General features: G+C 67.0%; 13 protein-coding genes. 5 read left to right on the forward strand and 8 right to left on the reverse strand.

The window, feature by feature from the left end:
- Position 1 precedes the first annotated feature (1 nt).
- Positions 2-1,486, reverse strand: a complete 1,485-nt coding sequence (gene trpE, locus AC1DTW_RS08140) for an anthranilate synthase component I (protein WP_477980529.1) — start codon at positions 1,484-1,486, stop codon at positions 2-4.
- A 379-nt stretch (positions 1,487-1,865) separates the two neighbouring features.
- On the opposite strand from trpE, the gene AC1DTW_RS08145 reads away from it, so the two are divergent.
- The gene (locus tag AC1DTW_RS08145) at positions 1,866-2,480 is read left to right on the forward strand and encodes a chalcone isomerase family protein (protein WP_477980530.1); all 615 of its coding nucleotides are present in this window, start codon (positions 1,866-1,868) and stop codon (positions 2,478-2,480) included.
- Here AC1DTW_RS08145 and gph read toward each other — a convergent pair.
- Positions 2,471-3,103 (reverse strand): phosphoglycolate phosphatase, encoded by a 633-nt coding sequence (gene gph / locus AC1DTW_RS08150; RefSeq protein ID WP_477980531.1) that lies wholly within the window; start codon positions 3,101-3,103, stop codon positions 2,471-2,473. The two genes, AC1DTW_RS08145 and gph, sit on opposite strands and share 10 nt — an antisense overlap.
- A gap of 444 nt (positions 3,104-3,547) precedes the next feature.
- The gene (locus AC1DTW_RS08155; protein WP_477980532.1) at positions 3,548-4,519 is read right to left on the reverse strand and encodes a LysR family transcriptional regulator; all 972 of its coding nucleotides are present in this window, start codon (positions 4,517-4,519) and stop codon (positions 3,548-3,550) included.
- A 149-nt stretch (positions 4,520-4,668) separates the two neighbouring features.
- On the opposite strand from AC1DTW_RS08155, the gene AC1DTW_RS08160 reads away from it, so the two are divergent.
- The 4 genes from AC1DTW_RS08160 (at position 4,669) to AC1DTW_RS08175 (ending at position 7,497) form a co-directional block, all read left to right on the forward strand.
- Positions 4,669-5,424: a hydrolase gene (locus tag AC1DTW_RS08160; protein WP_477980533.1), complete on the forward strand. Its 756-nt coding sequence runs from the start codon at positions 4,669-4,671 to the stop codon at positions 5,422-5,424.
- 370 nt (positions 5,425-5,794) lie between these two features.
- Positions 5,795-6,379, forward strand: coding sequence for a c-type cytochrome (locus tag AC1DTW_RS08165; protein WP_477980534.1), 585 nt, complete (start codon positions 5,795-5,797; stop codon positions 6,377-6,379).
- A 33-nt stretch (positions 6,380-6,412) separates the two neighbouring features.
- A complete protein-coding gene (locus AC1DTW_RS08170; RefSeq protein WP_477980535.1) occupies positions 6,413-6,727 on the forward strand; it encodes a hypothetical protein in 315 nt (104 codons plus the stop codon).
- Between the two features lie 302 nt (positions 6,728-7,029).
- Entirely contained in the window at positions 7,030-7,497 is a 468-nt protein-coding gene (locus AC1DTW_RS08175) for a hypothetical protein (RefSeq protein ID WP_477980536.1), read from the forward strand.
- Between the two features lie 32 nt (positions 7,498-7,529).
- Here the strand turns inward: AC1DTW_RS08175 and AC1DTW_RS08180 are convergent, their stop codons facing one another.
- The 5 genes from AC1DTW_RS08180 to AC1DTW_RS08200 all read right to left on the reverse strand — a co-directional run bounded on the left by AC1DTW_RS08180 (position 7,530) and on the right by AC1DTW_RS08200 (position 13,014).
- Entirely contained in the window at positions 7,530-8,537 is a 1,008-nt protein-coding gene (locus AC1DTW_RS08180; protein WP_477980537.1) for a tripartite tricarboxylate transporter substrate binding protein, read from the reverse strand.
- A 75-nt stretch (positions 8,538-8,612) separates the two neighbouring features.
- On the reverse strand, positions 8,613-10,142 hold the full coding sequence (locus AC1DTW_RS08185) for a class I adenylate-forming enzyme family protein (protein WP_477980538.1): 1,530 nt from the start codon (positions 10,140-10,142) through the stop codon (positions 8,613-8,615).
- Between the two features lie 3 nt (positions 10,143-10,145).
- Positions 10,146-10,958: an SDR family oxidoreductase gene (locus AC1DTW_RS08190; RefSeq protein ID WP_477980539.1), complete on the reverse strand. Its 813-nt coding sequence runs from the start codon at positions 10,956-10,958 to the stop codon at positions 10,146-10,148.
- Positions 10,958-12,109 carry an acyl-CoA dehydrogenase family protein gene (locus AC1DTW_RS08195; protein WP_477980540.1) on the reverse strand — a complete coding sequence of 384 codons (1,152 nt, stop codon included), beginning with the start codon at positions 12,107-12,109 and terminating at the stop codon, positions 10,958-10,960. The genes AC1DTW_RS08190 and AC1DTW_RS08195 overlap by 1 nt, the downstream gene beginning before the upstream one ends.
- Positions 12,109-13,014 carry an SDR family NAD(P)-dependent oxidoreductase gene (locus AC1DTW_RS08200; RefSeq protein ID WP_477980785.1) on the reverse strand — a complete coding sequence of 302 codons (906 nt, stop codon included), beginning with the start codon at positions 13,012-13,014 and terminating at the stop codon, positions 12,109-12,111. The genes AC1DTW_RS08195 and AC1DTW_RS08200 overlap by 1 nt, the downstream gene beginning before the upstream one ends.
- Between the last annotated feature and the right edge of the window lie 9 nt (positions 13,015-13,023).

Here is a 13,023-nt window from a genome sequence, read left to right on the forward strand (position 1 = left end):
GTCAGAACCCCTCCTCGACCAGCTCGGCCGCGCGGATCAGTGCGCGGGCCTTCGCCTCGGTCTCCTGCCACTCGAGCTCGGGCACCGAATCGGCGACGATGCCGGCCGCGGCCTGCACGTAGAGCACCTGGTCCTTCACGATGCCGGTGCGGATCGCGATGGCGACATCCATGTCGCCGGCGAAGCTGAGGTAGCCGCAGGCGCCGCCGTAGATGCCGCGCTTGACCGGCTCGAGCTCGTCGATGATCTCCATCGCGCGGATCTTCGGCGCGCCGGTCAGTGTGCCGGCCGGGAAGGTCGCGCGCAGCACGTCCAGGTTCGTCATGCCGTCCTTCAGCAAGCCTTCGACGTTGCTGACGATGTGCATCACGTGCGAGTAGCGTTCGACCGTGAACGCCTCGGTGACCTTGACGCTGCCGGTCTTCGCGATGCGGCCGATGTCGTTGCGCGCGAGGTCGATCAGCATCACGTGCTCGGCGCGCTCCTTCGGGTCGTTGCCGAGCTCGGCCTCGAGCGCCTTGTCGAGTTCCGGTGTCGCACCGCGCGGGCGCGTGCCGGCGAGCGGCCGGATCGTCACCTTGTGGCCGTCGGCGGCGTGCTCGTGCCGCACCAGGATCTCGGGCGACGCGCCGACGATCTGGAACTCGCCCATGTCGTAGAAGTACATGTACGGCGAGGGGTTCAGCGAGCGCAGCGCGCGGTACAGGCTCAGCGGCGACTCGGTGTAGCGCTTGCGCAGGCGCTGGCCGACCTGCACCTGCATCATGTCGCCGGCCGCGATGTACTCCTTCGCGCGCAGCACCGCGGCGATGTAGTCCGCCTTGCCGAACTCGCGCTCGACACCGTGCGAGGCCCCGCGCCGGACCGCCGGCGCGGTGACGCTGTACTTGAGCTTGTCGCCGAGCTCGGCCAGGCGCCGCTTCGCCTTGTGGAAGGCCTCGGGCTGGCCCGGATCGGCGTAGACGATCAGGTAGAGCCGCCCCGACAGGTTGTCGATCACCGCCAGCTCCTCGCATTGCAGCAGCAGGATGTCGGGCGTGTCGAGGCCGCCGGGCTTGTGCATCTTCGCGAGCTTCGGCTCGATGAAGCGCACCGCGTCGTAGCCGAAGTAGCCGGCCAGCCCGCCGCAGAAGCGCGGCATGCCGGGGCGCAGCGCGACCTTGAAGCGCTGCTGGTAGGCGGCGATGAAGTCGAGCGGGTTGCCCTCAAACGTCTCGACGACCGCGCCGTCGGTCACGACCTCGGTGCGAAAGCCGGTCGCGCGCAACAGCGTGCGCGCCGGCAGCCCGATGAACGAGTAGCGCCCGAAGCGCTCGCCGCCCACCACCGATTCGAGCAGGAAGCTGAGCTTGCCGCCACCATTCGCATACGCGAGCTTCAGGTACAGCGACAGCGGGGTTTCGAGGTCCGCGAAGGCTTCGGCGATCAACGGGATGCGGTTGTAGCCCTGGCCCGCGAGGCTCTTGAATTCGAGTTCGGTGATCATGTTCAACGGCCCTCCACAGGCCGACGGGTGCCGGTGGCGACCCGCGCTGGATTTCGTCGGAGAGAGTCGGGGCCGCGAGGCCGCCGATCGCGCCGGCCATCGCGCCGTTCAGGCGCGCCGCCGACCGCAGCAAGGACAGGCGCTTACGCGCGAGCGGATGGGCTCCGCCAGGGCCAGGCTCCCCGGTCGTGCGACCCTGTCAGGCACGTCGTCGTGCGGTTGCGCGGAATGAACATGCGCAAAAGTGTAGCAGGGCCGATGCCCGGGCCGCGCCACACGAAGAATGCCGACCAATGCCCATCGCCGCGTGACTTTCGCCCGCCAGGTGCGGCGCGGGCCCACTTACCATCCGTCACCCCGTGATTTGGCGACCTTCTCGATGCGCAGACTCCTTGCCGTGACCGCTGCCGCGGCCTCTCTGACCTGGCCGCTGGCCAGCGTCGCCCAGACGACCGACGTCGCCGGCGTCAAGTTCGCGAACACCGTGCAGGTCGGCAGCAGCAGGCTGCAGATCAACGGCGCCGGCGTGCGCTACAAGGTCGTGTTCAAGGTCTATGCGGCGGCGCTGTACCTCGGCGAGAAGGCCGCCACGCCCGAGGCGGTGCTCGCCACGGCCGGCCCGCGCCGGCTGCAGATCGTGATGCTGCGCGACATCGACGCGAACGAGCTCGGCAAGCTGTTCACGAAGGGCATGGAGCAGAACGCGCCACGCGAGGAATTCTCGAAGTCGATCGCCGGCATCCTGCGCATGAGCGACATCTTCTCGAGCCGCAAGAAGCTGCTGGCCGGCGAGTCGTTCGCGGTCGAGTGGTTGCCGGGCACCGGCACCGTGATCACGGTCAACGGCAAGCCCGAAGGCGCGCCGATCAAGGAGCCCGAGTTCTATTCGGCGCTGATGAAGATCTGGCTCGGCAAGGCGCCGGCCGATCCGCAGCTGAAAGACGCGCTGCTCGGCAAGGCTCAACCCCTGCCGGGCGCCAGCACCTACAACTGATCGAGGCGCTCGATCACGCGATCGGCGCCGGCCGCGGCGACCGGTTCGCCGTGGTTGTAGCCGTAGCTCACCAGCACGACCGGGCAGCCGGCGGCGCGCGCCGCGCGCGCATCGTTGCTCGAATCGCCGACCATCAGCGTGCCCGCCGGCGGCGTGCCGAGCGCCTCGCAGGTCTTGACGAGCGGCAGCGGATCGGGCTTGCGGCGCTCGAACGCGTCGCCGCCGAAGACCGGGCCGAAGAATCGGTCCAGGCCCTTCTTGCGCAGCAGCGCGAGCGCGAACGCGGTCGGCTTGTTCGTCAGGCAGGCGAGGCGCCAGCCGCGCGAGCTGAGCCGCGTCAGCCCCTCGACGACACCCGGGTAGACCGCCGCGTGGTCGCCGTTGATCGCGAGGTAGTGCTGCTGGTACAGCGCCCACGCCTGCGCATACAGATCGGCGCTCGCACCGACCTGCCTCAGCGTGCTGCGGATCAGGTGCTCCGAGCCCTTGCCGATCGTGTGCGCGACGAACTCGCGGCCGACGCCGGGCAGTGCGAGTTCGCGCAGCACGATGTTCAGCACGACGTCGAAGTCGCCGAGCGTGTCGACCAGCGTGCCGTCGAGGTCGACGATCGCGGCCTGCAATCCGGAATGGTTCGACCTAATAGAGTTCACAACTGCGAAATAGAGTTCAAAAAGGAAGCGCGCCCTACCGCATTCTCTCAACAATAGAGTTTCAAACCACCGACGTGCCAAGCCTTGATCGCCGTCACGGCACCAAACGGTCAGAAGCATCGCGCGATATCGCGAACCCTCACATCGAAGTCGCGTCGGTCATCGCGGTGAACCCTGCTCGCTCGGGCACCCGGGCAGCGTCCGAGTCGGAGAGTCGGCAGGACGCCTCGGGTACGGTCTGAGCATCGTCAGAGTTGCGCGCCGCCGTCGTCACAGTTGGTCCGCAACTTGACGACGTAGCGGCTATGGTCAAGGCAATGTCGGTGATGGAGCACACCTCCTCGGGCTCGGCTCCGTAGGGCGCGGGCCGACGCAAGTCAGCCTCCGATCACCTGGGTGGGTCTGCCAGAGGGGTCAACGGCGTCTGGACGACATCACCGTCCCGCGAGAAGCGGACAGCAATGAGCCGTAGGAACGTGCGATGGTCTTGAGCAGCGACTTGCCTGCGAACGGACCCGCCATCTTCTCGGTCCACCAAGCAAGCGCATTGCCCTCTTCACCGCCACGCCAGGCTACGCTCAATGAGTCGGATTCCCGAGGGTTCTCCACTTCCTTTCGAACGAGGCTGCCCGCGGAGACCGCCTGTTCCGCACAAACAGTCGGAAGATAGCCCGCGCCCAACCCCTCAAGTAGCAACCGCACCTTTGACCGCATGTTCGGAACCACGACCATTGGTTGACCACTCAGCAGGCCAACGGAGCGCAGTGGCAGCCGGTGCGCCGAGTCAGCAACGACAACTGCGATGTGCTCACGCAGTTCACTTTCACTCAGTGGCCCGCGCGCCTTGGCCAAGGGATGGAACGGCGCGACGAAGAATCCGAACTCCAGTTGAGCGATCTCTTGCGAGCGAAAGCCGCCCCCGGAGGGACCCCGACCGGCGGCAATCACCAGGTCCACCCGAGCGTCCACCAGCGCCTCCCACGTGCCGGTCAGCGCCCCTTCGCTCAAGCGCAAAGTCGTGGCGTTCGCGACCTTGGTGAACTCAGCGATGAGTGGCACCAGAACGTCCGTGGGGACCAATGAGTCCACTGCAACTCGAAACTCGCTCTCCCATCCTGATGCGACACGCTTGACTCGACATTCGAGTGAATCCACTGCGTCAAGCAGCAAGCGCCCTTCCCGAAGCAGTTCTTTGCCCGCGTTCGTTATCTCGATGCGCGGGCCGTTGCGACGAAACAAGGTGACGCCCAGATCCCCCTCAATCTTCGCCACTGTGTAGGAGACCGTCGAAGGCACCTTGTGAAGCACCTCGCCCGCGGCGGAAAACGAGCCCTTGCGGTCGATCGCGTCGAGGATCTCGAACGCTTCCAGCGTCAGCTTGCGCATGTAGGCTTCTTTCGATGGGGTCGAACATGATGCCCGAGAAGTTTCGAGCTGACGGCATCACATGTCAACACAATCAGTCCGTCAAAGACGAGATGCCACTGGCGTCTCCGCAATCGACAGCCCGCCAACCACCTTCGAATCAATCGATCATGAGCTCAATCACCCACTCACTCTTTCGGATCGTCACCTCCGCAACGGCCGCGCTCGCCATTGCCAGCGCGGCGCTCGGTACTGTCAGCGCAGCGCACGCCCAAGGCGCCCCAGGGGACTCCAAACGACTACTGAACGCACAAAACTCGGCCCTCGTCTTCATCGACCACCAGCCGCAGATGGCATTTGCAGTGCAAAGCATTGACCGCACACTGCTGACCAACAACGTCGCTGGCCTTGCCGAGACGGCTGCCATCTTCAAGGTTCCGACCGTCCTGACCACGGTGGCTGCCAAGGGCTTCTCCGGCCCGATCTTCCCGGAGATCACCAAGGCACTGCCCAACCAGCGCGTGATCGACCGCACCACGATGAACTCGTGGGAAGACAAGAACTTCCGTGATGCGGTGAAGCAGACCGGTCGCAAGAAGCTCGTCGTCGCGGGCCTTTGGACGGAAGTCTGTGTCGTCATGCCCGTGCTCGCGGCTATCGACGAGGGCTATGACGTGTACGTTGTCACCGATGCCTCCGGCGGTGTGAGCAAGGAATCGCACGACGCCGCCGTCTCCCGCATGGTCCAGGCCGGCGCCGTGCCGGTCACGTGGATGCAAGTACTGCTGGAGTACCAGCGCGACTGGGCGCGCCAGGGCACATATGACGCCGTCGTCAAACTCGCCCAGAACCGTGGTGGCGCCTACGGCACCGGCCTCAACTATGCCAAGGCGATGCTGGGCGCTGGCGCCGGCGAAGGCAAGTAGGCGGTCGCCTCCCTGGCGACGAACCTCAGTCATGCGAGCGCATCCGCTTCGCATGGCTACTGACTTCAGTATCGAACGGAGCTGACCATGGCCTTGCTTCTCCAAGCTCTGCGAGACGTTCGGACCGTTTCCGGTGACTTCGACCTGCTTCCGCCGCTGACCGGAGGCAATTCACCTGGCGCCGACCATCTCGCACCCAGTTTCTGGGGACTGGCGCCGCTTGTGGATCGCCATGGTTCATCTTCCTTCGCGGTGAGCCGATCCTCTTTCGTCACTGGCACACCGTGTGATCCGGCTGTGGAACGTCGCTAGTTCGGAGCGGTCAAACATGGCGCGCCCCTTGATCGCACTGAGTGCGGTGCTCGTATCCATGAGCACCACGCTCAGCGCGCAACAATCTAATGCAAACTGGGCGGCCACCACGGCGACCGAAGTCTGTTTCAGCTGCCACGCCGCCGTGAGCGCAGACGCAGGTGGCGAAAATGCTGGGTTGGTTCCCAAACTGATGGGCCAGCGTTCCTCTTACATCGAAAGTGCGCTGCGAAGCTACCGTGGCTCAGGCCGCGACCAGTTCTTCATGAGAGGCATTGCGTCTGGCCTGTCGGCCAGTGAAATCACCTCGCTGGCTGACTATTTTGGCCGCAACAGCCGATCCTCTGGCGCGGGCGACAAGCAAGCAGCGGACACCTCCAAGGCGCCTGCCGTCGTGGAGCGCTGTATGGCGTGTCATGTTGCGCCAACCTTGGAGAACCGCAACGTCTTGTTCCCCGTACTCCACGGCCAGAACGAGGCCTATCTAAGCAAGGCGTTGGCCGACTATGTCAGCGGTCGCCGCAAAGAACAGGTGATGCGTTCTGTTCTGGTGCCCGAGGAAGGCAAGACTGCATTCAGCGATGTTGAACTCTCTGCCGCCGTTCATTGGTTCGCAAGTCGCCCAGGACTGACTCAGCGTTGACGCTCGCGGCGGACTTGCTCGGATGTCGTGCACATGCCCGTGGAGCCAGAGATCGGCGCGGTGCAGCAAGGGCGTCAGGGCACTGACGAATCCGGCGTTCAGCCGGTCTTCCGCATATCGCGTGCTCATCGGATGACGATGACGCCCGCGGCGACCTCCGCGGGCGATGACATCCGGATCGAACTGCGGCGTCGCGCATTGGCCGTCAACGTGACCTGGCCGTTGGACACCATGGAACACGCCAGGCGCGCTCGGCGGCGTCACGATGACAAGTTGAAGCTGAAGGTACTGAGCGAGTGCGCGGCCCCTGGCGCGTCGGTGGCGCAGGTCGCGTGGCCCATGGCTTGAACGCCAACCTCGTTCACAAGTGGCGCCGGCAAGCCGTAGGCGAGCCCAGTGTTCGGACACCGGAGATGACGACGTTCATTCCGGTGGCGATGGCACCCGCCGCGACAGCGGTGGTCGACGACATCCGGATCGAACTCCGGCGCGGTGCGTTGACGGGCGTGATCTTAGAGCGTGACAGGAGGAGACACTGCATTCAAGGGAGGACTAGTACGAAAGTCCCATGTGCGGGTGTGATCTGTACGGCATCGTAGCCCTGGGCCAACGAGACTCGTTCGCCGGCCCCAATTCAACGTCGGAACCACATGAAGACCATCGCATTCGTGATCGCGATCCTTGTCGCTGTTTTGACTTCAGGCTTGGCTTCAGCTGCCGATGCGCCGAAGGGTTTTCGTACATTGACGTGGGGCTCGTCGACGACGAACGGACTAAAGAAACTCGCGGGTCCCACAAGCGACGGAACGTCGCTCTTTGTTCCTAAACCGGGTAGAACGCTCGCACCTCTCCTGGAAATTGCCGTTGCCGAAGAAGCGTACTCACTCACCCAGGGCAAGTTCTATAGCGGCTCCGTCTGGTTAGATGGTCGACAGAACTTTGACAGAATGAAGAGCGCACTTGCCAGGTCGTCGGGGCATGCCGCTGAATGGCGTGGACAGGGGGCGAGCGCGGCTCTGAACACTTCGTCGCCGCGCGCTGGCGACGGTCAACGTCGGCAGTCCTCAGGACCGCTCGTTGAGGCAGAGACTACCTCGTCACTTGAACGTCCGGAATGAGGCTGAGACCGCGAGTTCGGCCAGGGAGTCGCTCATTCCGGCTTGAACCCGCTCTCGTCGAGCATCGCTTTCTCCTTCACCAGCTGCGCTTCGGCATACGCGCGATAGGCCTGCCCCGCCCGGTACTGTGGGGTCAGGTCGAACTCGTCGAGCATGCGCCGGTACTCGGGGTCGTCGGTCGCCTTCCTGAATGCCGCATGCAGCCGCGTGGCGATCGCTGAATCGAGGTTCTTCGGCGCGACCAGCCCGATCGCCGACTCGATGACGAGGTCATGGCCCAGCTCCTTCACCGTGGGCACCTGCTGCCAGCGCTTCAGGCGCTGCTCGGTGAAGGTGGCGAGCAGCCGCACCTTGCCGGAGACCGCCATCGGGCCGAATCCGGGATCGCCGTAAACGTCGAGGTGGTGGCCGAGCAGTGCCTGGAACGCCTCGCTGCCGCCCTTGAACGGGATCATGTTGAAGCGCACACCGGCCGATTTCGCCAGCCGCTCGGCGTAGATGCGGTTGACACTGATCGCGCCGACGTTGCCCCAGCTGATGAGGCCCGGGCGCGCCTTCGCGTCAGCCAGCAGCTCGGGCAGCGTCTGCCACTTCGCATCGGCCGCGACAGCCACGCCGGTCGACAGGCCGGCCAGGCCGATCAGGTAGCTGAAGTCCCTCAGCGGATGCCATGCGGTCTTCATCAACAAGGGCTGGCGAATCACCGAGTTGTGCATCACCGAGAGGGTGTAGCCGTCGCTCTCGGTCATCGTCGCGAGACTCGCGGTGCCGGTCACGCCGCCGCCGCCAGGCTTGTGCATCAGCACGATGGGCTGGCCGAGATCCTGCCCCGCCGCGTTGCACAACGCGCGCAGGATCGGGTCGAACGAGCCACCGGGCGGGAACGGCAGGATCAGCATGATCGGCTTGCTCGGGAACGTGTCCGCGCGCGCCGATCGGGCGGCCGTCACGCCAGCCACCGCTGCCGCAGCGGCAACCAAGTGGCCGAGCGCCTCGCGGCGGCGGGTCCCCGCGCGACGGGCCTTGTCAAGATGGGTCATCGTGTGCCTCCTGTCTTTGGGTTCAGCGATGTAACGCATGGCGGCGTGCCGCGATGTCGGCGGCCGGCCCCAACGTCACGGCGCAGCCTTTCGAACCCGCGCCCGCAACTGCGTCTTCAGCACCTTGCCGGCCGCCGACAGCGGCAGTGCCGCGATGAACTCGATGCTGCGCGGGCATTTGTAGCCGGCGAGCTGGCGCCGGCACCAGGGCCCCAGTTCGTCGCGCAGTGCCGCCTCGCCGCCAGCATGCGAAGCCCGCAGCACGACGACCGCATGCACGGCCTCGCCCCAGCGCTCGTCGGGAACGCCGATCACTGCGGCATCGGCCAGCGCCGGATGGCTGCGCAATACGGCCTCGACTTCGGCGGGGTACACGTTCTCGCCACCCGAGATCACCATGTCCTTCAGGCGGTCGGCGATGAAGAGGTAGCCGTCGGCATCCATGCGGCCGCCGTCGCCGGTATGGAACCAGCCGTCGCGCAGCGCCTGCACGGTGGCGCCGGGCTGGCCCCAGTAGCCGCCCGTGACCATCGGCCCGCGCACGACGATCTCGCCCACCGTGCCGCGGGGAACGTCGCGGCCCCGCTCGTCGACGACGCGGATCTCTGCGCCCAGCCCCGCACGCCCCACGGACGCGAGCCGCCCGTTTTCGCGCGCTCGCGCGGTGTGGTTGGCAGGCAGGTTGATGCACACCGCGCCCGCCGTTTCGGTGAGGCCGTAGGCCTGGAAGAACTCGGCATGCGGCCAGGCCGCGAGCGCGCGGTCCAGCAGGTCGGGCGGCATCGGCGCGGCCCCGAACGCGATGCGGTCCAGGCTCTTCACGCGCACCGGCGCGAACGCCGGATCGTCGAGCAGCGACTGCAGCATGCTCGGCACGACGATGATGTCGGTGATGTCGTGGCGCTCGATCGCCTCGATCGCCGCGGCCGGACGGAACTGCGGCATCGTGACGCAGCCGCCGCCGACGATGCTCTGCCCGATCAGCCGGCCCAGGCCGGCCACGTGGAACAGCGGCGCGACGAGCAGCGTGAGGCTGTCCGGAGAGTTGTTCAGCTCGGCGCCGCGTGTCATCGAAGCACACCAGAAGTTGGCATGCGACAGCATCACGCCCTTCGCATGGCCGGTCGTGCCGCCGGTGTAGAGGATGGCGGCGAGCGCGTCGCCGCCGGTGCGCGTGTCTTCCAGCGGCGCGAGCTCGTGCGCCTGCGCGGTCAGCGCGTCCGCGGGCAGCAGCGCCACAATGTCCTGCAGCTCGCTCGCCGCGCCGGCATGCGCCGCGTCGACGAGCAGCAGCCGGGCTGCACAGTCGCCCAGCGCATGGCGAAGCTCGGCCACGCTCCAGCGCACGTTCAGCGGGCACGCCACTGCGCCCAGCCACCAGCACGCAAACAGCTGCACGACGAGCGCATCGTTGTTCGGCGACAGCAACGCCACCCGGTCGCCGGCGCGCACGCCGCGCGCATGCAGCGCCGCGGCGTGGCGCGAGATCTCGGACATGAGACGCTCGAACGTGTGGTCGCGCTCCGCATCGGCGGCGACGTGGCGCAGCGCCAGCTTGCCCGGATGGCGCTGCAGCGCACGATGAAGCGCTTGCGTCAGGTACATGCTTCAGCCCTCCCGCCGCGTGGCGGCCCACGCGGCGCCGAAGTCGCGCGGCCCTGACAACGAGATGCCCCCGTCCACGGGCAGCACGACGCCGGTGATGTAGGCACCGAGCGGCGAGCTCAGCACCATCGCGATGCCGGCGATGTCGTCCAGGCTGCCGTAGCGGCGCAGCGGCACACGCTCCGTCATGCGGGCGCGTTCCGCGTCGTTGGGGGCAAGGCGCCGGATGCCTTCGGTGCCTTCGATCGGCCCCGGCACGATCGAGTTGACACGGATGCCGTCGCCGCCCCACTCCATCGCCAGCGTGCGCGTCAGCATGTCGACGCCCGCCTTGGCCGCGCAGACATGCGCCTGGTACGGCGTCGGCACGAAGGCCTGCGATGCCGAGATGCTGATGACCGAGGCGCCCGGCTTGCGCAGGAACTCGTGCGCGGCGCGCAGCACGTTGAAGCTGCCGAGCAGGTCGATGTCGACCACCGTCTTGAAGCCGTTGGCCGACATGCCGAGCGCCGGCGCGAGAAAGTTGCCGGCCGCGCCCGACACCAGCACGTCGATGGCCCCGAAGCGCGCGTGCGCCTGCTTCAGCGCGTCGGCCACTGCCGGGGCGTCGCGCACATCGGCGCTGTAGCCTTCGGCCGCAACGCCATGCGCGCGCAACTGCGAGAGCGCCGTGTCGATGCGCGGCTGCGAGCGGCTGAGGATCGCCACCGACGCGCCGTGCCGCGCGAACGCATCGGCAATGCCGAGGTTGATGCCGCTGCTGCCGCCGGCGACGAACACCGTGCGGCCCTTGAAGTCGAGGGGGTCCTTCGTCATCACGTTGCCTCCTTCACCATCCCCCGCGCGATCACGATCTGCTGGATCTGGCTCGTGCCTTCGTAGATGCGGAACAGCCGCACGTCGCGGTAATAGCGCTCGATGCCGTTGTCGGCCACGTAGCCCGCGCCGCCGTGGATCTGCACCGCGCGGTCGGCCACCCGGCCGACCATCTCCGAGGCGTAGTACTTGCAGCAGGCCGCCTCGGTGCTCACGTCCTCGCCGGCATCGCGCCGGCGCGCCGCGTCGAGCACCATCGTGCGGGCTGCGTACAACTCGGTGCGGCTGTCGGCGAGCATCGCCTGCACGAGCTGGAACTCGGCGATCGGCTGCCCGAACTGCTTGCGCTCGATCGCGTAGCGCAGCGTGTCGCGCAGCAGACGCTCGGCCACGCCGACGCACACCGCGGCGATGTGGATGCGGCCCTTGTCGAGCACCTTCATCGCGGTCTTGAAGCCGCGGCCCTCGACGCCGCCGATCACGTTGGCCGCCGGAACCCGCACGCCGTCGAAGATCACGTCGCAGGTGTGGGCGCCATTCTGCCCCATCTTGCGGTCGATCCTGCCGAGCGAGATGCCGGGCGTCTTCGCATCGACGATGAACGCGGTGATGCCGGCCGCGCCCTTCTGCGCCGGGTCGGTGCGCGCCATCAGCGTGAACATGCCGGCCTCGGGTGCGTTGGTGATGAAGCGCTTGCTGCCGTCGATCACGTAGTGCTCACCGTCGCGCCGCGCGCGCGTGCGGATCGACGCCGCATCGGAGCCGGATTCGGGCTCGGTGAGCGCGAACGACGCGATCAGCTCGCCGGCCGCCAGCCGCGGCAGCCAGCGGTCCTTCTGCTCGGGCGTGCCGTCCATCAGGATGCCCTGCGAGCCGATGCCCACCGTCGTGCCGATCAGCGAGCGAAACGCCGGCGCGGTCTGGCACAGCTCGATCATCACGAGCGCCTCTTCCTCCATCGTCAGGCCGAGGCCGCCGTACGACTCGGGGATCGTCAGGCCGAACAGCCCCATCGCCTTCATGTCGCGCACGATGTCGGCAGGGATCTGGTCGGTCTCGGCGACGCCTTCCTCGGCCGGCACCAGCCGCTCGCGCACGAAGCGGCGCACGGTGTCGAGCAGCGCGGTCAGGATCTCCGGGTCGCGGATCATCAGACCGGGTCCCAGGTGAACACGTCGGACGAACGGTCGAGCGCGTAGAACGAACCCCTCAGCGCCGGCAGCGCGTGCTGCGCCACCGTCTCGGGCGTCCAGCCTTCGCTGCGCTGCACCGAGCGGATCGGCCGCGGCTGGCTCATCAGAAAGATCTCGTTGTTGCGCACCGCGAAGACCTGGCCGGTGACGTCGGCGCCCGCATCGCCTGCCAGCGCGACCGCGAGCGGCGCGATCTTGGCCGGGGTCATCTGCTTCATGCGCTCGACCCGTGCCTTCTCGGCCTCGGTCTCGACCGGGATCGAGCCGATCATGCGGCTCCATGCGAACGGCGCGATGCAGTTCGAGCGCACGTTGAACTTGTGCATGTCCAGCGCGATCGACTTCGACAGCGCCATGATCCCGAGCTTGGCCGCCGCGTAATTGGCCTGGCCGTAGTTGCCGATCAGCCCCGAGGTCGAGGTCATGTGCACGAACGCGCCGGACTCCTGCGCCTTGAAGTGGTTCGCCGCGGCGCGGCTCACGAAGTAGCTGCCGTACAGGTGCACCTTGATGACCGAGTCGAACTCGTCGACGCTCATCTTGTGGAAGAAGCGGTCGCGCAGGATGCCGGCGTTGTTGACCACGGCGTCGAGCCGGCCGTAGGTGTCGAGTGCCATCGCCACGATGCGGTCGGCCGCCGCGGCGTCGGCGACGCTGTCGGTGTTCGGCGCCGCCACGCCGCCCGCCGCAAGGATCTCGTCGACCACGCGCTGCGCCGGCCCCACGTCGCGCCCCTCGCCGGTCATCGATGCACCGACGTCGTTGACGATCACCTTTGCGCCTTCGCGTGCCATCGCCAGCGCGATGTCGCGCCCGATGCCGCCGCCGGCGCCGGTGACGATCACGACCTTGTTGTCCATCATCCTGCTCAT

Source organism: Rhizobacter sp. P5_A1, assembly GCF_056400745.1.